The sequence below is a fragment of the Dactylosporangium sp. NPDC051087 genome, assembly GCF_055586325.1.
Genome location: NZ_JBVJIJ010000023.1, coordinates 1 through 22,198 on the forward strand (window position 1 = coordinate 1; position 22,198 = coordinate 22,198).

25 protein-coding genes are annotated in these 22,198 nt (G+C 72.7%); 13 read left to right on the plus strand and 12 right to left on the minus strand.

Going from position 1 to position 22,198, the window contains the following annotated elements:
* Window positions 1-265: 265 nt before the first annotated feature.
* A complete protein-coding gene (locus tag ACZ6TV_RS37175) occupies window positions 266-862 on the minus strand; it encodes a hypothetical protein (RefSeq protein WP_465303314.1) in 597 nt (198 codons plus the stop codon).
* Window positions 863-918: 56 nt separating this feature from the next.
* Here ACZ6TV_RS37175 and ACZ6TV_RS37180 point away from each other — a divergent pair, with 56 nt between their 5' ends.
* Together ACZ6TV_RS37180 and serA are read left to right on the plus strand one after the other, a co-directional pair.
* Entirely contained in the window at window positions 919-1,110 is a 192-nt protein-coding gene (locus ACZ6TV_RS37180; RefSeq protein WP_354783821.1) for a hypothetical protein, read from the plus strand.
* 20 nt (window positions 1,111-1,130) lie between these two features.
* The gene (serA, locus tag ACZ6TV_RS37185; protein ID WP_465302912.1) at window positions 1,131-2,357 is read left to right on the plus strand and encodes a phosphoglycerate dehydrogenase; all 1,227 of its coding nucleotides are present in this window, start codon (window positions 1,131-1,133) and stop codon (window positions 2,355-2,357) included.
* Between the two features lie 35 nt (window positions 2,358-2,392).
* Here the strand turns inward: serA and ACZ6TV_RS37190 are convergent, their stop codons facing one another.
* A complete protein-coding gene (locus ACZ6TV_RS37190) occupies window positions 2,393-3,286 on the minus strand; it encodes a Vgb family protein (RefSeq protein ID WP_465302914.1) in 894 nt (297 codons plus the stop codon).
* Window positions 3,287-3,485: 199 nt separating this feature from the next.
* Here ACZ6TV_RS37190 and ACZ6TV_RS37195 point away from each other — a divergent pair, with 199 nt between their 5' ends.
* From ACZ6TV_RS37195 to ACZ6TV_RS37205, 3 genes are all read left to right on the plus strand, one after another.
* Window positions 3,486-4,133 (plus strand): GOLPH3/VPS74 family protein, encoded by a 648-nt coding sequence (locus tag ACZ6TV_RS37195; protein ID WP_465302916.1) that lies wholly within the window; start codon window positions 3,486-3,488, stop codon window positions 4,131-4,133.
* A 31-nt stretch (window positions 4,134-4,164) separates the two neighbouring features.
* Window positions 4,165-5,706, plus strand: a complete 1,542-nt coding sequence (locus ACZ6TV_RS37200; protein ID WP_465302918.1) for an APC family permease — start codon at window positions 4,165-4,167, stop codon at window positions 5,704-5,706.
* A gap of 77 nt (window positions 5,707-5,783) precedes the next feature.
* A complete protein-coding gene (locus tag ACZ6TV_RS37205) occupies window positions 5,784-6,365 on the plus strand; it encodes a GNAT family N-acetyltransferase (protein WP_465302920.1) in 582 nt (193 codons plus the stop codon).
* Here ACZ6TV_RS37205 and ACZ6TV_RS37210 read toward each other — a convergent pair.
* From ACZ6TV_RS37210 to ACZ6TV_RS37220, 3 genes are read right to left on the minus strand one after another with little or no spacing between them, the layout of a single operon-like run.
* Window positions 6,343-8,073 carry an ABC transporter substrate-binding protein gene (locus ACZ6TV_RS37210; RefSeq protein ID WP_465302922.1) on the minus strand — a complete coding sequence of 577 codons (1,731 nt, stop codon included), beginning with the start codon at window positions 8,071-8,073 and terminating at the stop codon, window positions 6,343-6,345. The two genes, ACZ6TV_RS37205 and ACZ6TV_RS37210, sit on opposite strands and share 23 nt — an antisense overlap.
* A 47-nt stretch (window positions 8,074-8,120) precedes the next feature.
* A complete protein-coding gene (locus ACZ6TV_RS37215; protein ID WP_465302924.1) occupies window positions 8,121-8,483 on the minus strand; it encodes a DUF1304 domain-containing protein in 363 nt (120 codons plus the stop codon).
* 27 nt (window positions 8,484-8,510) lie between these two features.
* Window positions 8,511-8,834, minus strand: a complete 324-nt coding sequence (locus ACZ6TV_RS37220) for a hypothetical protein (RefSeq protein ID WP_465302926.1) — start codon at window positions 8,832-8,834, stop codon at window positions 8,511-8,513.
* 91 nt (window positions 8,835-8,925) lie between these two features.
* On the opposite strand from ACZ6TV_RS37220, the gene ACZ6TV_RS37225 reads away from it, so the two are divergent.
* Complete coding sequence (locus ACZ6TV_RS37225; RefSeq protein WP_465302928.1) at window positions 8,926-9,534, plus strand: maleylpyruvate isomerase family mycothiol-dependent enzyme; 609 nt, start codon at window positions 8,926-8,928, stop codon at window positions 9,532-9,534.
* On the opposite strand, the gene ACZ6TV_RS37230 is transcribed toward ACZ6TV_RS37225, so the two are convergent.
* A complete protein-coding gene (locus ACZ6TV_RS37230) occupies window positions 9,495-10,004 on the minus strand; it encodes a P-loop nucleotide/nucleoside kinase family protein (RefSeq protein ID WP_465302930.1) in 510 nt (169 codons plus the stop codon). The two genes, ACZ6TV_RS37225 and ACZ6TV_RS37230, sit on opposite strands and share 40 nt — an antisense overlap.
* Before the next feature lie 94 nt (window positions 10,005-10,098).
* Here ACZ6TV_RS37230 and ACZ6TV_RS37235 point away from each other — a divergent pair, with 94 nt between their 5' ends.
* Entirely contained in the window at window positions 10,099-11,469 is a 1,371-nt protein-coding gene (locus ACZ6TV_RS37235; RefSeq protein ID WP_465302932.1) for a cytochrome P450, read from the plus strand.
* Here the strand turns inward: ACZ6TV_RS37235 and ACZ6TV_RS37240 are convergent.
* Complete coding sequence (locus ACZ6TV_RS37240; RefSeq protein ID WP_465302934.1) at window positions 11,441-12,688, minus strand: benzoate/H(+) symporter BenE family transporter; 1,248 nt, start codon at window positions 12,686-12,688, stop codon at window positions 11,441-11,443. The genes ACZ6TV_RS37235 and ACZ6TV_RS37240 overlap by 29 nt on opposite strands.
* 64 nt (window positions 12,689-12,752) lie before the next feature.
* On the opposite strand from ACZ6TV_RS37240, the gene ACZ6TV_RS37245 reads away from it, so the two are divergent.
* Complete coding sequence (locus tag ACZ6TV_RS37245; RefSeq protein ID WP_465302936.1) at window positions 12,753-13,268, plus strand: helix-turn-helix domain-containing protein; 516 nt, start codon at window positions 12,753-12,755, stop codon at window positions 13,266-13,268.
* Window positions 13,269-13,272: 4 nt separating this feature from the next.
* Here the strand turns inward: ACZ6TV_RS37245 and ACZ6TV_RS37250 are convergent, their stop codons facing one another.
* A complete protein-coding gene (locus ACZ6TV_RS37250) occupies window positions 13,273-13,470 on the minus strand; it encodes a hypothetical protein (RefSeq protein WP_465302938.1) in 198 nt (65 codons plus the stop codon).
* A 59-nt stretch (window positions 13,471-13,529) separates the two neighbouring features.
* On the opposite strand from ACZ6TV_RS37250, the gene ACZ6TV_RS37255 reads away from it, so the two are divergent.
* From ACZ6TV_RS37255 to ACZ6TV_RS37270, 4 genes are all read left to right on the plus strand, one after another.
* Window positions 13,530-13,991 carry a GNAT family N-acetyltransferase gene (locus tag ACZ6TV_RS37255; protein ID WP_465302940.1) on the plus strand — a complete coding sequence of 154 codons (462 nt, stop codon included), beginning with the start codon at window positions 13,530-13,532 and terminating at the stop codon, window positions 13,989-13,991.
* Window positions 13,988-15,112 (plus strand): sensor histidine kinase, encoded by a 1,125-nt coding sequence (locus tag ACZ6TV_RS37260; RefSeq protein ID WP_465302943.1) that lies wholly within the window; start codon window positions 13,988-13,990, stop codon window positions 15,110-15,112. Before ACZ6TV_RS37255 ends, ACZ6TV_RS37260 begins: the two co-directional genes overlap by 4 nt.
* Window positions 15,109-15,768, plus strand: a complete 660-nt coding sequence (locus ACZ6TV_RS37265; RefSeq protein ID WP_465302945.1) for a response regulator — start codon at window positions 15,109-15,111, stop codon at window positions 15,766-15,768. Before ACZ6TV_RS37260 ends, ACZ6TV_RS37265 begins: the two co-directional genes overlap by 4 nt.
* Window positions 15,769-15,832: 64 nt before the next feature.
* Window positions 15,833-16,489 carry a DUF2306 domain-containing protein gene (locus tag ACZ6TV_RS37270; RefSeq protein ID WP_465302947.1) on the plus strand — a complete coding sequence of 219 codons (657 nt, stop codon included), beginning with the start codon at window positions 15,833-15,835 and terminating at the stop codon, window positions 16,487-16,489.
* Between the two features lie 415 nt (window positions 16,490-16,904).
* On the opposite strand, the gene ACZ6TV_RS37275 is transcribed toward ACZ6TV_RS37270, so the two are convergent.
* The 4 genes from ACZ6TV_RS37275 to ACZ6TV_RS37290 all read right to left on the minus strand — a co-directional run bounded on the left by ACZ6TV_RS37275 (window position 16,905) and on the right by ACZ6TV_RS37290 (window position 21,256).
* On the minus strand, window positions 16,905-17,129 hold the full coding sequence (locus ACZ6TV_RS37275) for a hypothetical protein (RefSeq protein ID WP_465302949.1): 225 nt from the start codon (window positions 17,127-17,129) through the stop codon (window positions 16,905-16,907).
* A 2,476-nt stretch (window positions 17,130-19,605) separates the two neighbouring features.
* On the minus strand, window positions 19,606-20,403 hold the full coding sequence (locus ACZ6TV_RS37280) for a hypothetical protein (protein ID WP_465302951.1): 798 nt from the start codon (window positions 20,401-20,403) through the stop codon (window positions 19,606-19,608).
* Window positions 20,397-20,702 (minus strand): PadR family transcriptional regulator, encoded by a 306-nt coding sequence (locus tag ACZ6TV_RS37285; RefSeq protein WP_465302953.1) that lies wholly within the window; start codon window positions 20,700-20,702, stop codon window positions 20,397-20,399. The genes ACZ6TV_RS37280 and ACZ6TV_RS37285 overlap by 7 nt, the downstream gene beginning before the upstream one ends.
* Before the next feature lie 23 nt (window positions 20,703-20,725).
* A complete protein-coding gene (locus ACZ6TV_RS37290; protein WP_465302955.1) occupies window positions 20,726-21,256 on the minus strand; it encodes a GNAT family N-acetyltransferase in 531 nt (176 codons plus the stop codon).
* Between the two features lie 76 nt (window positions 21,257-21,332).
* Between ACZ6TV_RS37290 and ACZ6TV_RS37295 the strand changes: the two genes are divergently transcribed.
* A complete protein-coding gene (locus tag ACZ6TV_RS37295; protein ID WP_465302957.1) occupies window positions 21,333-22,172 on the plus strand; it encodes an alpha/beta fold hydrolase in 840 nt (279 codons plus the stop codon).
* Window positions 22,173-22,198 lie beyond the last annotated feature (26 nt).

Consider the following 22,198-nt stretch of genomic DNA (forward strand, 5'->3'; position numbering starts at 1 on the left):
GTCGCTAACCCACTTACCGGAGACCGCGCTCCTTTTCGATCACCGCCACACCGACGAACGGCCACCAGCCCGGCGGCTTACCAAACACGCCTTAGGCCCGCGTTCTTCCAGTTGCGACCGGCACTTCACCGACGACGAGAGCGAGCACCGATGGGCGCCCTGAAACCGTGGCATCTGCTGATCATGTGCGGTCTGTGCACCACCGTCACGATCGCCGTGGTCGTGCTGGTCGTCCTGCTCGTCAGGCGCCGCCGGTAGGTGGCGGTCAGGCCGGTGGCAGGGTGACGGCGATCTCGTCGCCGAGGGTGGCGCCGTGCAGGAGGTCGAGGTCGTCGCCGCTCCAGAACTTGCCGGGGTCGTACCAGTTGGCGCGGCGGCCCGTGGGGAGCAGACCCATCTCCTCGTACGTGACGGCGACGACCTCCGCGCAGTAGGCCGTCTCGAGGGACGAGTCGTTGCGCTTGCGGATGTTCGGCACACGGCCCTGGAACCAGCGGCCGGCGAGCCGGGCGGTCGACGGGAACGGGGTGCCGTCGAGGCGGGCGATGGTGCGCAGGACCGCCTCCTCCATCGCGGGGGTGACGTCGTGGTGCAGCTGGCGGAGCCAGGGGCGCTGGCCGTACCGGCGGCCCCACACGAGCACGGCGTCGCGCAGGTCGTGCAGCTGGACCCCGCGCTGATGGCCCCCTGTCCACATGTCGGGAAGGGATCTGCCCAGCTCGGCGTGCCACATGAGCGGCGGGAGGTCGTCGAGGACGACGGCCATGCCGACGTGGTTGACGGGGCTGTTGGTCAGCGTCTGGATCGCCCGGTCGGCCTTGGAACGGCCCCGGAACACCCAGAGGTCGCCCGTACGGGTCATGCGGACGGCGTCGTCGAGATCGATAGGTCCCTGCACGACCAGTACCCTAGAGGCCCATGAAGGCGAAGTGGTGGAAGGTCCTCGGCCTGGCCGGTGTCGTGGGTGTCGCGGCGACCGGGGTGGTCGTCGCGCGGGCGGAGCGCCGGCGGCGCGCGTACACGCCGGAGGAGATCCGGGCGAAGCTGCAGGAGCGGCACGCGGTCGCACAGGGCGGGACGAGTCGCGGGTCACGTACCAGTGACACGTGAGGTCACTTAGGGTAGGTGGGGTGCAGTCATTGACATCCCAGAGCGACCCCGTGCGGGTCCTGTTCCTCGAAAACATCCACCCCGTCGCGGTCGAGCGGATGCGGTCCGAGGGATATGAGGTAGAGACCCTCGGGCGCGCGCTCGACGAGGACGAGCTGATCGCCAAGCTCGACGGGGTCCACCTGCTGGGCATCCGGTCCAAGACGCAGGTGAGCGCCGCCGCCCTGGCCGCGGCGCCGCACCTGCGGGCGATCGGCGCGTTCTGCATCGGCACCGACCAGATCGACCTGCGCGCGGCGGCGGAGTCCGGGATCGCGGTCTTCAACGCGCCCTTCTCCAACACGCGCAGCGTCGTCGAGCTCGCCGTCGCGGAGATCATCGCGCTGACCCGGCGGCTGACGGAGAAGAACGCCGGCATGCACGCGGGCGTGTGGGACAAGGACGCCACGGGCAGTCACGAGGTGCGCGGCCGCTCGATCGGCATCGTCGGCTACGGCAACATCGGCACGCAGCTGTCTGTCCTCGCCGAGAACCTCGGCCTCAAGGTGTATTTCTACGACACCGCCGACCGGCTCGCCCTCGGCAACGCGCAGCGCTGCGACACGCTCGACGAGCTGCTGGAGAAGTCCGACATCGTCACCCTGCACGTCGACGGCCGCCCGGGCAACAGCGGCTTCTTCGGCGAGGAGCAGTTCGGCAAGATGCGCCCCCGCAGCATCTTCCTCAACCTGAGCCGCGGCTTCGTCATCGACCACGAGGCGCTGCGCAAGCACCTGGAGAACGGACACCTGTCCGGCGCCGCCGTCGACGTGTTCCCGAAGGAGCCGAAGGCGAAGGGCGACGAGTTCCAGTCCGCGCTGCGCGGCCTGCCCAACGTCATCCTGACCCCGCACATCGGCGGCTCCACCGAGGAGGCGCAGTCCGACATCGGCTCGTTCGTGGCGGAGAAGCTGCACAAGTACGTGCAGGAGGGCTCCACCACGCTCAGCGTCAACCTGCCGTCGCTCAACCTGCAGCAGGCCCCCGACACCCACCGCATCGCCCTGCTGCACCACAACGTCCCGGGCGTCCTCGCCGACGTCAACAGCATCCTGGCCGGGCACAAGGTCAACGTCGAGGGGCAGATCCTCGCGACCCGCGGCGAGTTCGGCTACCTGCTGTCCGACATCGCCATCGACTACCCGGCGGAGATCCTCGCCCAGCTCTCCAACATGGCGACCACGGTCCAGCTCCGCGTCCTGTCGTAGCGGCGGGTCTCAGCTCGTGACAGCGGCCCGCCGGCTCATGCCGGCGGGCCGTTCTCGCGCCGGGTGACGGCACCGCTCCGGAGCCGGGCGACCGCGCCGGTCTCCAGCGCGGTCCAGACGGCGCCGTCGGGGGCGACGGTGAGGCCGTGCGGTTCGGCGGACGGGACCGGCAGGTCGTGACCGGTGATGTCGCCGGACGGGCTGACGTGGCCGACGCGGTTGCCGCCCCATTCGGTGAACCAGCAGCCGCCCGCCGGGTCCGCGGCGATGGCGTGCGGGCGGGCGGCGCGGTCCGGCAGGGGGAACTCGGTGACCGTGCCGTCGGGGGTGAGGCGGCCGACCTGCCCGGCGGCGATCTCCACGAACCAGACGGCCCCGTCGGTGCCGGTGGTGATGCCGACCGGCGCGGCGTCCGGGGTCGGCAGCGGGTGGACGGTGAGCTCGCCGGACGGGTCGAGCCGGGCGACCGCGTGGGCCTGGTTCAGCGTGCACCACACGGAGCCGTCGGCGGTGGTCGTCAGCATCGACGGCATGGAGCCCTCCGGCAGCGGCACGACCGAGACGGACCCGTCCGCGGACAACCGGCCGATGTGTGCCGGTTGCATCGAGGTGTACCAGATGTCGCCGTCCCGGCCGGCGGCGATGCCGTAGGTGCCCTGGGTGTCCGGCACCGGGGTGAGCGCCGCCGCGCCGGACGGGTCGAGCCGCGCCAGGGCGCCGGTCCGCAGCAGTGAGCACCACAGCGCGTCACCGGCGGCGGTGATCAGGGCCGGTCCCGAGCCGGGCAGGTCGAAGCGGGTCGCGGTGCCGTCGGAGGCGATCCTGGCCACCGCGCCGGCGTGCACCAGCGTGCACCACAACGCGCCGTCCGGGCCGGTCGTGATGCCGTACGGGCCGTCACCGGGTGCCGCGATCGTGAACAGGTCCATGAGATCCACTTTATGCCACAGCGTGTGAAAAATTCTTCGCAATCGACGTGCGTCATACCTCGCGGGAAGTTTCGAGGTGGTTAAAACGTCGTCCGGGATTGAAGTGTGTCGTGACGACCCGCTACGGTGCTGTGCGGACTTGGACACGGACTGCATTCGCGGGGGCTGACTGTGCGGCACAAGTGGGAATGGCACGCGGTTGCTTGCTGACCACGCGCGCCGGGAGCCGATCGCCGACGACTTCTTCCGGCTCTGTCACGATGACCGCAGCGGCACACTGCGGCTTTCCGAGGACGCCACCCGCATCGGACTGGCGTCCGCATTGATCGGCGAACTGGGCTGGGCCGGCATCCTCGATGTCGAGAACGGCCTGCTGTACGTCCGCGGCGGATCCACGCCCGCGGATGCCGCCGCGCATGCGGTCCTGGACGACATCCGCGGCGAGCGCACGCCCCGCGACGTGCGCACCTGGCTCACATATCTGTCGATGGAGGCCTATGAAAGGGTCGCCCGTCGGCTGGTGTCGGCGAATCATGTGATTCCCCAGGAAGGGCGGCGGATGCTGCGCCGCTTCACCTTCTATCAGCCCACCGACACGAACGATTTCGTGTGGCCGAAGGTGCGGCTCGGCACCGCGCTGGCGCAACGCCGGCCGCTTGATCAGACGGACGTGCATCTGCTCGGAATCGCCGATGCGACCGGTCTCCTGCCGAGCATTCTCGACGGCGGCGGGCAGGCCGCGGCCGCGTACTTCGAGCACCTCGTCCAGCAGTCCCACACGGATGTGCGGACCCTCATCGAGGAAACGAGGGTCGTCATCGGCAACAAGGTGATGAACCGACGCTGAAACACCTCCCACCCCTTCCCCGGAGGATGTCATGCCTGTCTCCACCGCGCCGCCGGCAGGCGGTTACGTCAGCAAGGTCGACTCTGCCCTGGACCAGAACAAATTGACGGTCCTCACGGTCATTCTGATGGTGATCGCGGCCGCCGCGCCGTTCACCGTCATCGCCGGCGGCGCGACCGCCGGCTGGGCCGTCACCGGCGTGCTCGGCATCCCCGTCGCGTACGTCGCGATGGCCGTCGTCCTGGGCGTCTTCAGCGTCGGGTACACGGAGATGTCCCGGCACATCGTGAACTCCGGCGCGTTCTACGCCTACGTCGCCCAGGGGCTGGGCCGGGTGACCGGTCTCGGCGCCGCCGGGGTCGCCGTGCTCGCCTACAACTTCATGCAGATCGGCCTGTACGGCGGCTTCGGCCCGGTGCTCAGCGGCCTGCTCAAGACCCAGTGGAACATCGAGCTCAAGTGGTGGGTGTGCGCGTTCATCGCGTGGGCCGTGATCGGCGTCCTGGGCGTGCTGAGCATCGAGTTCAGCGGCATCCTGCTCGGCGTGCTGCTCGGCGCCGAGGTCGTCATCGCGCTGATCTTCTCGGTGGTGGAGCTGGCGCACCCGGCCGGCGGCACCGTCACGTTCGACACCGTCAACCCCGCGCAGCTGTTCAGCGCCGGCACCGGCGCGGCGCTCGCCACGGCCGTGGCCGGGTTCGTCGGCTTCGAGTCCACCGCCGTCTACAGCGAGGAGACCCGCAACGCGAAGCGGAACATCCCCCGCGCCACCTACCTGTCGCTGATCATCATCGGCCTGCTGTACGCCTTCTGCTCGTGGGCGATGTCGGTCGCCGCCGGGCCGGACAACATCATCGCCCTGTCCACCGACAACTCCAGCGAGACGATGTTCGTGCTGGTGAGCCCGCACCTCGCGGAGATCTGGCTGACCCTGGGCCACGTGCTGTTCGTGACGAGCCTGTTCGCCGCGCTGCTCGCGTTCCACAACACCGCGGCCCGCTACACGTTCGCGCTCGGCCGGGAGCGGGTCCTGTTCAGCTGGTTCGGCGCCACCGGCCGGCGCTTCCGGGCGCCGCTGTGGGGCTCGATCACGCAGTCGATCCTGGCCGCCGTGGTCCTGGCGGTGTTCGCCGCGAGCGACGGCCTCGACCCGTTCGTGCACCTGTTCTTCTGGTGGACCGTGACCGGCGGCTTCGGCGTGCTCATCCTGATGACCGTCACGTCGGTGGCGGTGCTGGCGTTCTTCCTGCGCAACCGCTCCGGCGAGATCGCCGAGGTGTCGCAGTGGCGCCGGTTCATCGCCCCGGCGATCGGCGCGGTGCTGCTCGCGGCGGTCCTGGTCGTGACCGTCCTGGAGTTCGACACGCTGCTCGGCGTCGCGCCGACCGGGCTGCCGCGGTTCCTGTTCCCGGGGCTGTTCCTCGCGGTGGCGCTCGTCGGTGCCGCGTGGGCGGCCGTCCTGCGGTCGGGCAGTCCCGAGACGTACCGTGGCATCGGCCAGGGCGTGAACGCGGCGCTGCTCACGGTCCAGCCCGACGAGACCGCCGCCCACCGGGCGGGTCCGACCCGATGACCCTAGAAACTCCAGCAGCCGGTGCGCTGCGAGACGCCGGGCCCGACCCGATGAGTTTCGCCTCCACGGTCCCGGCGGTGCGTGCCGCCGGGGCCGGTGACGCCGGCACGGTCGCGGCGGTGCTCGCGGCGGCGCTGGACGACACCGACATCGCCCACTGGCTGGTGCCCGACCGCGAGGAGCGGGTCGAGGTGTACCGGCGCTACTTCGACCTCGTGACGCCGTGGTTCGTCGAGCACGGCACGGTCCACATGACGGCGGACGGGTCGGCGGTGGCGGCGTGGGTGCGCCTCGACGGGAAGTTCGAGCCGGACATCGCCGACTACGACCGCCGGCTGGCGGCGGCGTGCGGGGCGGCGACCGGCCGCTTCGTCCAGCTCGACGAGGACATGCTGGCCGCGCACCCCGACGGGCTCACGCACGACTACCTCGCGTTCCTCGGCGTCGTCCCGGCCGCGCAGAACCGGGGGCTCGGCAGCCGCCTGCTGCGCGAGCGCCACCGGGTCACCGACGCCGACGGGCTGCCCGCCTACCTGGAGGCGACCGGGCGGCGCAACGCCGCGCTGTACGCCCGCCACGGCTACGCGGACACCCGGCCGGTCCACATCGGCGACGGCCCGCCGCTCTACGCGATGCTCAGGAAACCCCCATCGCGGTGACGTCCCACATGCCGTAGTACTGGTTCACGAACACGTTGGTGAGTTTCGGGTTGCGGTAGTTGAGCACCTTGTCGTAGGTCAGCGGCAGCATCGTCGCGGACTCCATGACGGCGGCGTCGACCTGCGACCACAGCTTCGCCCCCTCGGCCGGGTCCGTGGTGCCACGGGCCCGGTCGATCAGGGCGTCGATCGCGGTGTCGGACAGCTCCGCGTAGTTGTTGTTGCCGCTGGGCAGGATGAGCCGCCCGTCGACGAGCGTCGGGAAGAAGCCGTACCCGGTGGGGAAGTCCGCCGACCAGGCGCCCATGATCAGCCCGTACCCCCTGGAGTGCACGTTCGACGGGGAGCCGACGACCGAGCGGGCGTAGAGCGACGGGTCGGACGCGTCGATGCGGGCCTTGATGCCCACCGCGGCGAGGGACGCCTGGATCGCCTCCGCGGTCTTCGACGCCTTCGGGCTGTCGGTGGTCGCGATCACCGTCTCGAAGCCGTCCGGCTTGCCGCACGCGGTGAGCTCCTCCTTGGCCTTCGCCGGCTGCGGCTTGCCGCCCTTCGTCTGGAACGGGTCGAGCGCCGAGTCGTGCCCGGGGATGCCCGGCGGCAGCATCGACCCGGCGATGTCACCGCCGGCGTCCGGGCCGCCGCGGGCGGTCTGCACGCTGGTCTTGTCGATCGCGTACTGCACGGCCCGCCGGCAGTGCACGTCGTCGAACGGCGGCACCTTCGTGCTCATCGCCGCGTACTGGGTGAACCCGGTCGTCGGCTCGTCGGCGCGGGCCTTCAGCGCGGCGTCGAGCAGGACCTTCGGCTGGGTGGCGGTCTGCACCCCGCCCTGCCCGGCGTCGGCGTGCAGCTCACCGTCCAGCAGCTGCTGGTCGATCTCGTTCGGGTCGGTGCCGATGACCAGCTCGATGCGGTCCGGCAGCGCCCGGCGCACGGTGTCGGTGGCGCGGTCCCACTGCTCGTTGCGCACCAGGACGGCCTTCTTGCCCGCCTCGATCGACTCGAACCTGTACGGCCCGGAGGAGATTGGCTTGTCGCCGTACTTCGCGCCCGTGTCCTTCGCCACCGGTACCGGCGCGGCGACACCCATCGCGAGCAGGTACGGGAAGTCCGCGAACGGCTCCGCCAGCTTGAACGCGATCGTCGTGTCGTCGGGCGTCGTGATGCTCTTGAGCCCGGACTTGGCCGCCCACGGGCCGGGGTAGTGCTGGCCCTGGTCGAGCTGGTCGATCAGGTAGGTGGGCCCGCCGCTGAGCTCCTCCTGGGCGAAGAGCCGCTCGATGCCCTGCCGCACGTCCTTCGACGTCACCGGCGAGCCGTCCTCGAACTTCACCCCGCCGCGCAGCTTGAACGTGTACGTGAGCCCGTCGGCGGAGATCTCCGGCGCCGCCGCGGCGAGGTCCGGCACCAGCTTCAGCCCGTCCGCGCCCGGTTTGGCGTCCGGCGTCAGCAACGTCCGCGTGTACAGCCGTTGCAGGTTGTACACCGCCGTCACGTACGACCTGGTCGGGTCCCACGAGTCGACGTCGTGCGCGCTGGCGAGCTTCAGCGTCCCGCCCGCCTCGGTCGACGGGTTGACGACCCCGGTGAGCCCGGCGTTGAACCCACCGGTGGCGGTGCCCTCGCCACCCGGCTCGTCCTTCTTGGCGCACGCGCCGACGGTGAGGCTCAGACTGAGGGCCAGCAGACAGCGAGTGATCTTCACTTAACGCAGCGTAGCCGTCTTTGGTTGCGCCGCGCGGGCGATGCGGGCTAGTGGGCGATCAGGACCGCGGCCAGGGCGAGGGCGCCCGGGAGGGCCTGGAGGAGCAGGATGCGGCGGCTCGCGGTGGCGGCGCCGTAGAGGCCGGCGACGATCACGCAGGCCAGGAAGAACACGCGCAGCGCGAAGCCGACCGGGTCCGCGGCGAGCATGCCGTAGACCAGGCCGGCCGCGAGGAAGCCGTTGTAGAGGCCCTGGTTGGCGGCGAGCGCCTTGCTGGCCTCGGCGAACTCGGCCGTGGTGCCGAAGGCCGCCCGGGTCCGTGGTGCGGTCCACAGGAACATCTCCAGCACCAGGAAGTAGGCGTGGAGCGCGGCGACGAGACCGACGAGGACCAGGGCGGCGATGTTCACGGGGGCCACCCTATCGGCAGCCGGCGATCAGCTGGTCTGGACCCGGACCACGACCTGGGAGTCGGTGACGCTCTGCACGGTGATGTCGAAGCCCTCGGCCTGGGCGCTGCCGTCGACGGGCACGCTCACGGTGGTGCCGCCGACGTCGACCTTCACCACGCCGTTGTCGACGCCGATGAGCTTGACGTCGACGCCGAGGACCTTGGACTCGGCCTCCACCCCGCGGTCGAAGGTGACGGTGCACGCGCTGGTCGAGCACGTCACGTTGTCAGAGCTGCACGCGGTCAGCGCGCCCATCCCGATGACCAGGGCGGCGGCGACCGTGGCGAGGCGGTGGGTCAAGGTCGTCATGACTGGCGAGTGTAACCGGCCCGCGCACGCCACCGATGAGTCTCGCCCGCGGTCCTCGTACACCTTGCGGACCCTTCGAAGGAGGAAGCGCGTGAGGTTGCAGGTCGAGGCAGAGCGGGCGGAGCTGGCCGAGGTGTATTCGGGGCTGACGCCCGAGCAGTGGGACGCGCCGTCGTTGTGTGCGGGCTGGCGGGTACGGGAGGTCCTCGCGCACACGACGATGCCGTTCCGGATGGGTTTCGGCGGGTTCGTGTGGGAGATGGCGCGTTCCGGCGGGCGGTTCAACCCGATGGCGGACCGGGTCGCCCGCCGCGACGCGGCCAGGATGCCGGCCGGGGAGCTGCTGCGGTCGCTGCGGGACAACGTGGCGCATCCGTGGTCGCCGCCGGGCGGCGGTGCGGTGGGGGCGCTGTCGCACGAGGTGATCCACGGCCTGGACAGCACGGTCGCGCTCGGCCTGGACCGGCGGGTGCCCGCGGACCGGCTCATGATCGTCATGGGTTCGATGCGGCCGCGCAACGTGGCGTACTTCGGTGCCGGGCTCGACGGTGTGCGTCTCGAGGCGACCGACCTGGACTGGGCGTACGGTGCCGGCGAGCCGCTGCGCGGGCTGGCCCAGGACCTGCTGCTCGTCGTCTGCGGCCGGAAGCTGCCGCCGGGTCACCTGTCGGGCGCGCCCGCGGCCCGGTTCACCGGCTGACCGTCCGCCGGCGGCGCGTCGAACAGGGCGAGCTCCTCGGCGGTCGGCGGCTGGAAGTACGGCAGGTACACGTCGAGGAGCTCGCGGCTGATCGGCACCGCGCCCGGCTCGCCCGCCGCGAACCGGGCCTCGATCCGCCGGGCCAGCTCCTCGACCGGTGCCGTGAGGTACCGCAGCTCCACGTGGACGCCGAGCGCGCGGGCGGCGAGCCGCTTCTCGTCGCGCTCGGCCCTGGACCAGAACCCGGACTCGAGGACCACCGTCTGCCCCAGCCCGAGCAGGTCCCGCGCGTGCACCCAGAACCGGCGCTCCAGGCGGTCCCGGGTCGCCTCGTCGAACAGGTCGATCCCGAGGTCCGCCAGCCACTCGTCGGGGCACAGGCGCACGGCTGGCAGCTCGGCCGCCAGCCGCCGGGCGAGGGTCGTCTTGCCGGCGCCGGGCAGGCCGCAGATGAGGATCAGACGGGGCACAGCGCTCGATCATCACATACGGTCGTCGGCCGTTCGCCGGATGGTCACCGCCGCCGGCCATTCATAGACTCCTGTGCGAGGGAGTGTGGTCGGCGTGGGGCTCTTCGACACCGCACTGCGCATCGACGCGCCGGGGCCGTCCGGCGTGCCGATCGTCAACAACTTCAAGCTGATCCGCGACTCGGCCCGCTTCCTGCTCGGCCGGGTCGCCCCGTTCGAGCAGCCGGTCGTGCCGGTCACGGCCGCCAACGGATCCGTCGTCGTGGTCCGCGGCCGCGAGGGCGTGCGGCAGGTGTTCACCGACAACGCCGCGTTCCACCGCGCCGACGGGCTGTTCGACCTGCCGCCCGGCCGGCCGTGGTCGGGGATGTTCGACGCGGTCGTCACCGCCAACGGCGCCGAGCACACCCGGCGGCGCAAGCTGCTCATGCCGGCCGTGCACCGCACCGCGATGGCGCACTACCGGGCGGTGTTCGCCGACACGTTCGAGCGGTCCCGGTTCGCGTCCACGGATCCCGAGCCGTTCGACCTGACCCGCGAGTGCCTGCGCATCTCGAAGACCAACCTGATGCGCTGCCTGCTCGGCCTCGACGACACCGTGGACGGCTCCGCCGGCCTCGGGGCGTTCGCCGACCGGATCGTGACGCTGGCCACCGAGGCGTCCGACCCGCGGGTGCTGCTGTTCAAGCGGGACCTGCCGTGGACGCCGTACGGGCGATGGCTGCGCCGCGTCGCCGGCGCTTACGAGCGGCTCGCCGACCTCATCGCCCGCCGCCGCGCCGGCGAGCCGCGGCCCGACGCGCTGTCGATCCTGTGCCACGCCGTCGACGAGGACGGCGACCGGCTCAGCACCGAGGAGATCGCGGGGGAGCTGCACAGTTTCTTCGCCGCCGGGTTCGAGACGACCGCGATGACGATGAGCCTCGCCCTCATCACCCTGCTCGGCAGCCCCGACCCCGGCGCCGCGCCGCCGGACGTGGGCACGGAGGACGACCTGGCGGTGGTGCTGAAGGAGTCGCAGCGGCTGCTGCCCGCGGTGCCGATCACGCTGCCCCGCCGGGTGACGCGGACGGTCGAGATCGCCGGGTCGCCGCCGGTGCCGAAGGGGGCGCTGCTGTTCATGTCCCCGCTGCTCGAGCACCGCGATCCGCTCGTGTACCCGTCCCCGCAGGTCTTCCGCCCGCAGCGCTGGCACGGCACGGGACCCCGGCAGTACGAGTTCATCCCGTTCGGTCTCGGGCCGCGCCGCTGCCTGGGTGCCGAGTTCGCCGACCTCCAGGTCCGCACGACCCTGTCGCTCATGCTGGAGCGCGGGCTGCCCGGCCTGGCCGCCTCCCGCGTCGACTACGGCATGGTCAACGGTGTCACGGCCGGCCCCCGCGGCCCGGTCCCGGTGCACGCCGGCCGTCCGAAGTGGACGGTCCTCACCGGCCCGGTCACCGCCCTCTGGAAACCGGCCGGCTGAGCGGGTCACCGGCCGTCTCCGGCTCCTGTTCCGGGGCGGGCGGCGGATCGGCCGGCGCCGGTGCGGCGCGACGCCGGTGCAGGATCAGGGCCGTCAGGGCACCGGCGACGAGCCCCCAGAAGGCGGAGCCGATGTTGAGGATCGTCATGCCCGAGGCGGTCACCACGAACGTCACCACCGCCGCCTCGCGGCCGTCGGGTGCGGTGACCGCGCTGGCGAGTGAGGCGCCCAGGGCGGACAGCAGCGCCAGGCCGGCGACGGCGACGACCAGGACGGGCGGGGACAGCAAAACGAGGGCCATCGCGAGGCCCGCGCCGAGACCGAGGGTCAGCTGGCCGAAGCCCAGCGCGGCCGTCGCCACCCAGCGGCGGCGCGGGTCGGGGTGGGTGTCGGGGCCGGCGGTGAGGGCCGCGGTGATCGCCGCCAGGTTCAGGGCGTGCCCGCCGAACGGGGCGGCGAGGGCGCTGGCCAGGCCGGTGGTGACGAGGACGCCGCGCAGGGGCGGGGTGTAGCCGTACGTCGCCATGACGGCCATGCCGGGGACGTTCTGCGCGGCCATGGTGACGAGGAACAGCGGGACGGCGATGCTGATCAGCGCCGGCAGGTTGAACGCCGGTGTCACGAGGACCAGCGACGGCGCGACGGAGACGCCGGTGAGGTGCACGCCTCGGACGGCGATCGCGACGACCGCGGCGAGCAGGGCGCCCGGCACGGCCCACTGGCGGGCGAAGCGGGTCAGCAGCGCCCAGGTCAGCACGACCGGGACGGCGAGGGCGGGCACGTCGACGACGGCCCGGACCGGGGCGGTGCACAGGCTGAGGATGACGCCGGCGAGCATGGCGCCGGCGATCGGGCCCGGGATGGCGGCGATCGCGCGGGCGAGCCACGGCGACAGGCCCGCGACGACGATGAGCGCGGCCGACACGATGAACGCGCCGACGGCGGCCGGCCAGCCGCCCTGCACGTGGCCGGTGGCGATGAGCAGCGCCGCGCCCGGCGTGGACCAGGCGATGCTGATCGGCATGCGGTGCCGCAGGGCGAGGAACACGGCGGTGCACGCGATGCCGGTGCACAGCGCCAGCAGCCCCGACGCGGCCTGGGCCGGGGTGGCGCCGACGGCGCGGAGGCCGGCGAGCACGACCGTGAACGAGCTCGCGTAGCCGACGACCGCGCTGACGAGCCCGGCCAGGATCGGCTGGGCGGCGTCGAACCGCCGCATGGGACACCCCCTCAGGTCGGCGTTCCGTATACGGAACGCAGTAGGAGGATGTCACCATAGCGGCGTGGAGACAAGTCTCGGGGACCGGCTGCGGGAGCTGCGGGCCGCGCGCGGGATGTCGCTGTCGGAGCTGGCGCGGGCCGCCGGCATCGGCAAGGCCACCCTGTCCGGGCTCGAGCACGGCACCAGGAACCCGACGCTGGAGACGCTCTACGCGGTCGCGGGGGCGTTGGGCGTACCGCTGACGGCGCTGGTCAGGGAGCAGCACGGCGAACCCGTCCGCGGGTCGGCGGTCACCGCGACGCTCCTGGAGGTGTTCGACGAGCCGGGGGTGACGTTCGAGCTGCTGCGGATGCGCGTCCGGCCCGGCGTGGTGCAGCACTCACCGCCGCACGCGCCCGGTGTCACCGAGCACGTCACGGTGTCCGAGGGTGTCCTGCGGGCGGGACCCGCCGGCGAGCCGCTGGTCGCGGGGCCCGGCGAGCACATCGCGTGGGCGGCGGACGTGCCGCACGTCTACGGCACCGTGGGTCCCGACGAGGTCGTCGCCACCCTGCTGATCAGGTCGCCGCGGGGCTGAGCGGCTATTCGGCCGTGGTCTCCTCGGTGTCCTGGTCCCTGTCGTGGCTGTGCCCGGTGATCCCGTCCACGATCGCGTCGATGGGCTGCCCGATGTAGTCGAAGTCCGGCACCGCGATCCGCTCCGCCTCGTCGCGGATGGTGTCGAGGTCCACGCTCTTGTCGACGTGCGGGACGCCGTGCCTGTTGTCGGTGTTGGTCATACTGCAGAGGTTTCCGGGCGGGGTCGCGGCCAAACCCGGACCGTGGCATATTCACCCCGGTGAAGGTCCGCGAAGCCCTCGCCGAGGACGCCGGCGACCTCGTCAGGCTGCACCAGGTGGCCCGCCGCACGTATTACGGCGACCTGGACATCCCCGACGACACGGCGCGGCTGCGCGAGGCGTACACCGTCAGCATCCAGGCGGCGGACCGCCTCGTGCTGTGCGTGGACGCCGAGGACGGGCGGCCGGCCGGGTTCCTGTCGCTGGGCCCGCCCGCGCGGCTGGTCGGCCTGTACGTCGACCCGGCGCACTGGACCCGCGGCATCGGCGGCGCCCTGCACGACGCGGGGGTCGCCGCCTGGCGCGCCGCCGGGGTCACCGAGGGCACCCTGGAGGTCTGGGCCGGCAACGAGCGCGCGAAGGCGTTCTACCTGCGGCGCGGCTGGCGGCCGGACGGCGAGCGCCGCGAGGGCCCGCTGGGGCGTGACTTCGTCGACCTGCGGCTTACCATCCAGGGGTGATCGAGGCCCTGCGATCGGTGTGGCGCGAGCCCCGTCCCCCGGGCACGCCCGCGCTGGACCGGGTGGCCACGGCCCTTCTCGTGCCGCTCGCGGTGCTCGAAGGGCTGCTGCGCCCCGACCTGCCGATGCGGGTGCCGTCGGTGCTCGCCGTCCTCGCGGTCGCCGCCGTGCTGCCGTGGCGCCGCCGGCAGCCTCTCGTGGCGGTCGCGGTGGCGTTCGGCGCGACCGGCCTGCTGCCGCTGGTCACGGGCGAGGCGATGGGCAACTACGCCGCCGTCGCGGTGCTGCTGACGGTGTACGCCCTGACGCGGTGGGGCTCCGGCCGCGAGATCCTGCTGGGCGGGGCCGTCGTCGCCGTGAAGATCGGTGTGGCGGACCAGGTCGTCCACGTCCCCGCCGGTGACACCGTCGCCGGGCTGGCCGTGCTGTCCAGCGGGCTCGCGCTCGGGTTGACGCTGCGGTACCGCGCGGGAGCCCGCCGCCGGGAGCTTGCGGGCATCCGCGCGCTGGAGCGGGAACGCCTCGCCCGCGACCTGCACGACACCGTCGCCCACCACGTGTCGGCGATGGCGATCCGGGCCCAGGCCGGGATCGCGACCGCGGCCCTGCACCCGTCCGCGGCGACCGACGCACTGCGCGTCATCGAGGCCGAGGCGACCCAGGCCCTCGCCGAGATGCGGGCCATGGTCAGGGTCCTGCGCGGCGACGAGCCGGCGGCCAGGACGCCGAGCCCGTCCATCGGCGACCTGGCGGCCCTCGCGGAGGACGGCGAGCGGACCGGCCCGCCGGTCGACGTCGGGCTCACCGGCGACCTCGACGGCATCCCGCCACCGGTCGGCGCCGCCATCTACCGCCTCGCCCAGGAGTCGGTCACCAACGCCCGGCGGCACGCGCGGCACGCGACCAGGATCGAGGTCCGCGTGCACGCCGACGACACGTGCGTGCGGCTGCGGGTCAGCGACGACGGCTCCGGCCCGGCCCGCCCCGCCGCGCCCGCCGGGTACGGCCTCCTCGGCATGATCGAACGCGCCGGCCTCCTCGGCGGCACCTGCTCGGCGGGCCCGACCCGGGACGGCTGGACCGTCACCGCCGTCCTGCCACGCACCGGGATCCCGCAGTGACCGTCCGCGTGGTCGTGGCCGACGACCAGGAGATCGTCCGGACCGGACTGACGATGATCCTCAACGCGCAGCCGGGGATCGAGGTCACCGGCGTCGCCGGCGACGGCCACCGCGCCGTGGAGCTCGCCCGGCGGCTGCGCCCCGACGTGTGCCTGTTCGACATCCGCATGCCCGGACTCGACGGCATCGAGGCGACCCGCGCCCTCGCCGGCCCCGGCGTCGAGGACCCCCTCGCGGTCGTCGTCATCACCACGTTCGACCTCGACGAATACGTGTACGCGGCGCTGCGCGCGGGCGCCCGCGGCTTCCTGCTCAAGGACGCCGGGCCGGCACTGCTCGCGCAGGCCGTGCACGCCGCAGCCAACGGCGAGGCGCTGATCGCCCCGGCGGTCACCGCACGGCTGCTGCACGCCTTCGCCGGCGCCGGCCCCACCCCCGCCCGGCGGCAGCCCGTCGAGGCGCTCACCGACCGGGAGGAACAGGTCCTCGCGAAGGTCGCCGCCGGCCGCAGCAACGCCGAGATCGCCACCGACCTGCACATCACCCTCAGCACCGTGAAGACACACGTCGCCAGCCTCATGACGAAACTCGGCGCCCGCAACCGGGTCGAGATCGCGATCTGGGCCTACGAGACCGGCCGGGGTCGTAGTACTTAAGCACGGCTCGCGGCTCGGTCAGAGTATCGATGTGCCACCCCGGGGATTGCCCGACGATCGACGCATGACCAAGGCCACCTGGCTCGTCCCCACCGGGCTCATCGCGATCAGCTTCGTCCCCATGGTCGCCGGTGCCGTGCGCCTCGCCGAACTGGGCGGCGGCGGGACCCGCACCCCCGACAACGCCCGCTTCTTCGACCAGCCGCTCCCGGTCGTCCTGCACATCCTCAGCGCCACCGTCTTCCTCCTCCTCGGCGCCTTCCAGTTCTCCCCGGGCTTCCGCCGCACCCGGATCCGCTGGCACCGCGCCGCCGGCCGGATCCTGATCCCCTGCGGCATCGTCGCGGCACTCACCGGCCTGTGGATGTCCGTCGCGTACGACCTCCCGCCCTTCGACGGCACCCTGGTCATGCTGGAGCGCCTCCTCTTCGGCACCGGCATGGCCGTGTCCCTGGCACTCGGGTTCACGGCCGCCCGCCGCCGCGACATCCCCGCCCACAGCGCATGGGTGACCCGCGGCTACGCGATCGGCCTCGCCGCCGGCACCCAGGCCTTCACCCACGCCCCGTGGTTCCTGTTCGCCGGCGACCCCGGCCCGTCCGCGAGAGCCTTCCTGATGGGCGCCGGCTGGGTCATCAACCTGGCTGTCGCGGAATGGGTGATCCACCGCCGTCGCCGCACCCCCGCCCCAACCCGCCAGCCGGTAGCCGCCCACCCGTGACAGTTTCCCGCCCGCCTGCCATGTGCTCCGAATGGTCGGCGGCGCGCCCCTGGCGAAGCCCGCTCCAGCCATCCGCCGTGCCAGTCCGGCACCCGGTGCTTGTTGATACGCCGCGGCCCACCCGGCGGCCGGACCTGCAGTGGCGCAGGAGGTGTTGGTGCTCCGCCCGGTCGGCGGCGCGCCAGTGGTGGAAGCCCGGTTCAGGTGGTCCCGCACCGGAGCGTCGCGGACGACGGGGCACCGGCGGCCGGACCGGCGGTGGCGCAGGAGTGTTGGTGCTTCGCCCGGTCGGCGGCGTGCCAGTGGCGGAAGGTCGGTTCAGGCATCCGCGTAGGTGGTGCGGCCCCCGGTTGTGTCGGGGCGCACCCGGCACGCCGTCGGCAGGTCGGCGGCGCGCCTCTGGCGGAAGCCCGGTTCAGGTGGTCCGGCACCGGAGCGTCGCGGACAACGGGGCACCGGCGGCCGGACCGGCGGTGGCGCAGGAGTGTTGGTGCTTCGCCCGGTCGGCGGCGTGCCAGGTGCCGGAAGGCCGGTTCAGGCGTCCGCGTGGGTGGTGCGGCCCAGAGCGGCCGTAGTGCTCGATCTGGGCGACGACGACCTCGGGGTCGTCGGTGTCGCGGACGAGTGGCGTTGTGGACACACCGGCGGCCAGCGGCGCGCCTCTGGCGGCAGGCCGACTCAGGCGCCCACGCGTTCGCGCACCATCCAGTAGGGCCTCGCGGACTCGGCGGCATGGTCGGACGGTGGCGCAGAGGCCATGGCCCGTCGTCTGGTCATCGGCGAGACAGCGACGGAGGGCCGGTTCAGGCGTTCGCGCAGGTGGTGCGGCGCCCGGTGGCGTCGGGGCGCACCTGGCACGCCGGCGGCGCGCCACTGGCGGTGGACCGACTCAGGCACCCGCGTGCTCGCGCACCATCCAGTGGGCTGTGCGGTTCCGGAGAGCGCGGCCGGGCGGAAGGGGCCATGGTCCGTCGTCCGGTCGTCGGCGGCGGGCCGGTTCAGGCATCTGCGCGCTGGTGCGGCACCCGGGTGGCGTTGTGGACGCACTGGCACGCCAGCGGCTGGTCGGCGGCGTGCCTCTGGCGGAGGCCCGACTGGGGCACCTGTGCGCTCGCGCACCATCCGGTGGGGCTTTGCGGACCCCGCGGTCCGGCGGCCCGGCCGGATGGTGGGGCAGTGGGCCATGGTCGGGCCGTCGGGCCGTCGGGTCGGCGGCGCGCCGGCGGGCGAAGGGTCGGTTCTGGCGCTCGCGCAGGTGGTGCGGCACCTGATGGCCTTGTGGGCCCGTCGGTGCGGTATCGGCGGATGCCTTGTGCAAGCAGAGGACCGGCCGGGATCCGCCACCGCCGCGCAACTCGCCGCCGACAAAGTGTTGGTCCGGGCAAAGCGCCGGGTGCGGGTGCGGGTCGGGGACCCTGTCGCGGGGACCCGCCGCGCCGGCCACAGCACCGGGGAATCACTCTGGCGGCCGCGATCGGCACGAGGGCCGATCCACCCGCAGGCGCCGAGCCGGATCCTGTTTGCGCCCGGCCGCCGGTGGACCCCGATCCTGAGGCACTGTATTCCCATAGGTCGCGCGCGAGTCTGAGGTGCACGACGGCAGGCGCGAGCTCGGCGAGGAGCCGCCGGTTGAGACAGGTGACCGGCCGGATCCGAGCCAACTTCGAGGCCCTGCAACAGAAGCGCGTCGCGCAGGCGGTACGGACGCTCATCACCCGGCGCATGCGGACCTCATGACCGCGGCCGGGCCGGCCTTGGCCGTGAACGGTGCGCTCGCAGCCGCTTGCTCTCCCCGCGATGGCAGCGACCCGGCCCGGAGTGGCATCACAGAGGCGCCGTAACACCAGCCGTGGAGCACGCGGACCACACGCTCGCGGACCGTCCTCGCCGTTCGGTGAGGAACTTCGTTGTTATCGCGACCCGTCTGACGCGGCAAGGACGACGAGACGACGGCATGCCGATCGCCCGGGTCGCCCCACGCTTGCCTGGCCTCGGGTCGGCCGGCCCCGGCCGCTGCACCGCATCCGGGGTCGGGGGCGGGTCACCCATGATCCGGAAAACATTTCGTCGTCCTGGCGACAACAACTCTTCCGGATCATGAGGAACACCGCGATGGCCGGGGCCCTCGGGACAGCGGATCGGGTCGCGCAGGATGGCCGGGCCCGGCGGGGCGTGAGAAGGGGGATGCCGACGATGTGCCGCTGCGTCCAGGGGGTGCGCGGGGGAAACGGCTCGCAGCCGCGAGGCAATGACCGGGGCGGCAAGAACGGCCATGCGCGGTGGCATCGATCCGGGCCGGGGCGCGAGCAAGAAGGCCGCAGAGCGGTTCTGGGTGCTGCGCCTGGGCGGGCAGGGCCGGAGATCGGGTGAGTCGGTCAGGGCGGCGGGAAACGATCGATGCGGGAAGTGAGTGGTGCCGCCGGAAGTGATGGCGCGGCTGGAAGTGATGGTGCCGCCGGAAGTGGTGGTGCGACTGGAAGTGGTGGTGCGGCGTTGTGCCTGGGGATGAGCGGTCGGGCGGTCCGGCGCTGGGCGTGGATGGTGAGCACGGCGACGGAACAGATGGCGCCGTGGAGTGCTGCGCAGCGGGTGGTAGCGCGGAATTGGCCTGGCGCAACAAGGAAGCCTATCGAGTCGTGACGCTGTGGCGAGGATGGTCCGCCTCGAATCCGTCGCCGACAGACACGATCATCGGCCCCGCCAGCGCCGAACCCAGGGTTCGACGCGGCACGCGACATCGGGTGGAAGTGGTGGTGCGGCGTTGTGCCTGGGGATGAGCGGTCGGGCGGTCCGGCGCTGAGCGTGGAAGGTGAGCACGGCGACGGAACAGATGGCGCCGTGGAGTGCTGCGCAGCGGGTGGCAACGCGGAATTCGGCCTGGCGCAGCAAGGAAGCCTGTCGAGCCGTGGCGCTGTGCCGACGAAGGCTCACCTCGGCCAGCCGCCCGCGTCGGGCTCGCGGGGTGGAGAAGGATCGGCAGGCGTCACTGAGGTGAGGAACGCGGCGCCGTGACAAGAGGCCCAGCGCCGCCCCCTGGGCCGTTGCGGTGCTTCCGGGCGGAGCTTGTCCACAAGTGAACCGGCGGCCGGCGGCAGGTCCGGCCGCAGGCGGGTCGGTCAGTCCAGGTACCAGGCGTGCATGGCCGCTCCGAGCGTCGTGTGGTGGGCGGCGAACACCGCGGCGGCGGCGAAGCCGACCACGAGAAGGCGGCCGCGCTGCCAGGGGGTGAGGCTGCGCCCCCACAGGCCGAGCCCGACGGCGACCGTGCCGAGCAGGGCGGCCCCGTATCCGGGGTCGGCGTGGAAGAGAGGTTGCCCGGCGGCGGTCACGGCGAGCAGCGAGACCATCGCGAGCAGCAGCCCGGCGACCGTGAGCCGGAGGTGCCTGAGGCGGAGGCCGACGACGGTGCCGGCCAGGCCGACCGAGGCGGCGAGGAGCCAGCCGCCGGCCAGGGCCACATAGGCGCCGAGTGTCAGCGAGAGGATCAGCGGGAGCAGGATCCAGAACAGCGCGCCGGAGGGCCAGAGGCTCTTGGGGTCGACGAGGCCGCCGCCGGTGGCGGCGATGCGGCCCGGGATGTCGAACAGGAAGTAGGGCAGCGGCACGATCAGGAGCCAGGACAGCACGGGCCAGCCGAGCCCGGCGGTGAGGACCCTGGCGGGGGCGGTGAGCGCGCCCGGGACCGTGACCGGGGCGTGGTGCAGGCCGGCGCGCCGGGCGGCGGCGTGCAGCGCGGGCAGGGTGCGGGCGGCGCCGGACATGTAGCGCCAGCGGCCGGAGGGCAGTGCCATCAGGTCGGCGGTCCACTCGCCCCGCTGCCGGGCGCGGAACCCGGCCGGCAGCAGCAGCGTGAGCACCGCGACGGCGAGGCGCAGCGGCGCGGACAGGGCGGCCGGGGCCGTGCCGGTCACCATGCGAGGCGTCCGATCCGGGAGGAGGAGCGGCGGGCGAGCGCGGCGCGGGCGGCGGTCACGCCGTCGGCGGTCAGCAGGTAATAGCGCCGGCGGGGGCGGCCCGCGGCGTGCACGTCGATCTCCTCCTCGCGGCTGGACAGCCAGCCGGCGCCCTCGAAGGCGACGAGGATCGGATAGATCGTGCCGGGCTCGAGGCCCGCCTCCGTGGCCAGGTCGAGGCCGTAGCGCTCGCGCCCCGGGTCGTCGAGCAACGCCCTGAGCACGAGCAGCCGCGGTGTGGTCAAACGCAGCGCACCCATGGCCGAACTCTACACAGCTATTCCTAGTTCTGCATAGGGTCGGAGGCCAGGATGCTCATCAGGTACATGTCGAACCACTCCCCGTCGCGGCGGAAGCACTGGCGGGCGCGGCCCTCCTCGATGAAGCCGGCCTTCTCGTAGACCCGGCGGGCGGCGACGTTCTCGGTCACCACCCACAGGTGGATGGAGTGCAGGCGCATGTCCTCGAAGCCGTAGCGGCACATGAGGCGGGTGGCCTCGGTGGCGTACCCGTGCCCCCAGCTGTCCTTCTCGCCGAGGTAGATGTCCAGCTCGGCGCGCCCGATCTCGGGTTCGGCGCCGCTGAGCCGCACCAGGCCGACCAGCCGCGGCGACGCCAGGGTCTCGATGCCGAAGAGGACGTCGGCGTACGTGTTGGGCCCCCGCTCCTCCCCGCGGGCGGTGTACCGCGCCAGGGTCTGCCGGTAGCCGTCGTTCATCCAGCGCATCACCTCGCGGTCGTTGTTCCACCGCCACAGGGCCTCCCACTCGGCCGGCTCGATCGTCCGCAGCCGTACGAGGTGTCCAGTCGTCATCGCCGCAGGCTAATCGTCGGCGGCCGATCTGTGCGGCCGATTGAAGGACCCGGCACGAAACAGTAAACTGCAAACGGTGTTCGCAGATTTTGGGGAGGGTGCGATGCTGGCCGAGAAGCTCAGCGAGGGCGTCACGGTGTATTCGATCGGTGCCGGGCCGGGCGTGGTGATCCTGCACGGCGGCGGCGCCCAGGTGCGCGACTACCACCGGCTGGCGAAGGCCCTGTCGCGGCGGTGCGCCGTCCACCTGTACAACCGGCGCGGCCGCCGCGACTCGGCGCCGCTGACCGGCACGGAGACGGTCGGCACGGACCTCGCCGACCTCGCCGCAGTCCTGGAGCACACCGGCGCCCGCGGGATCTTCGGCCACAGCGGCGGCGGGTTCACCGCGCTCCGGGCCGCCCTGAGCCCGGGGATGGTCGACAGGGTGGCGGTGTACGACCCGGCGGTGGCCCTCGAAGGCCGGCCGTCGGGGGAGTTCGTGGAGGAGTTCGCCCGGCTCGTGGCGGCCGGTGACCACGCCCGTGCCATGACGGTGATGGCGCGCGCGACCTACCCCGACGGCCTCGCCGCGAAGATGCCCTTCGGGGCGGCGCAGGCGATCACGAAGCTGTTCCTGCGCACCGGCATCGGCAAGCGGTTCGTCGAGCTGATGCCGACGATCCCGCCGGAGGTCCGCCGCATCCACGAGCACGACGGCCCGGCGGGCGACTACGCCGGCATCACCGCCGAGCTGCTCCTCGCGGCCGGTGGCCGCAGCCCGCGGTACTTCACGCGGAACTGCGAGGCGATCGCCGCCGTCACCCCGAAGGGCCGGGCGATCGTCATCCCCGGCACGTCGCACAACGCCGCGAACATCGCCCGGCCGTCGTTCGTGCGCCCGTTCGCCGACTTCTTCGCGGGCTCGCCCGGATAAGGCGAAGGGCCGCCCCGAACCCGGGG

Excerpts from the sequence above, each read along its gene's own strand:
- ACZ6TV_RS37240 (WP_465302934.1), bottom strand. The coding sequence starts at position 12,688 with ATGCGGCGGTTCGACGCCGCCCAGCCGATCCTGGCCGGGCTCGTCAGC.
- ACZ6TV_RS37285 (WP_465302953.1), bottom strand. The coding sequence starts at position 20,702 with ATGGGTGCGCTGCGTTTGACCACACCGCGGCTGCTCGTGCTCAGGGCG.
- ACZ6TV_RS37200 (WP_465302918.1), top strand. The coding sequence starts at position 4,165 with ATGCCTGTCTCCACCGCGCCGCCGGCAGGCGGTTACGTCAGCAAGGTC.
- ACZ6TV_RS37280 (WP_465302951.1), bottom strand. The coding sequence starts at position 20,403 with ATGGTGACCGGCACGGCCCCGGCCGCCCTGTCCGCGCCGCTGCGCCTC.
- ACZ6TV_RS37290 (WP_465302955.1), bottom strand. The coding sequence starts at position 21,256 with ATGACGACTGGACACCTCGTACGGCTGCGGACGATCGAGCCGGCCGAG.
- ACZ6TV_RS37220 (WP_465302926.1), bottom strand. The coding sequence starts at position 8,834 with ATGACGACCTTGACCCACCGCCTCGCCACGGTCGCCGCCGCCCTGGTC.
- ACZ6TV_RS37270 (WP_465302947.1), top strand. The coding sequence starts at position 15,833 with ATGACCAAGGCCACCTGGCTCGTCCCCACCGGGCTCATCGCGATCAGC.
- ACZ6TV_RS37180 (WP_354783821.1), top strand. The coding sequence starts at position 919 with ATGAAGGCGAAGTGGTGGAAGGTCCTCGGCCTGGCCGGTGTCGTGGGT.
- ACZ6TV_RS37190 (WP_465302914.1), bottom strand. The coding sequence starts at position 3,286 with ATGGACCTGTTCACGATCGCGGCACCCGGTGACGGCCCGTACGGCATC.
- ACZ6TV_RS37250 (WP_465302938.1), bottom strand. The coding sequence starts at position 13,470 with ATGACCAACACCGACAACAGGCACGGCGTCCCGCACGTCGACAAGAGC.
- ACZ6TV_RS37175 (WP_465303314.1), bottom strand. The coding sequence starts at position 862 with ATGACCCGTACGGGCGACCTCTGGGTGTTCCGGGGCCGTTCCAAGGCC.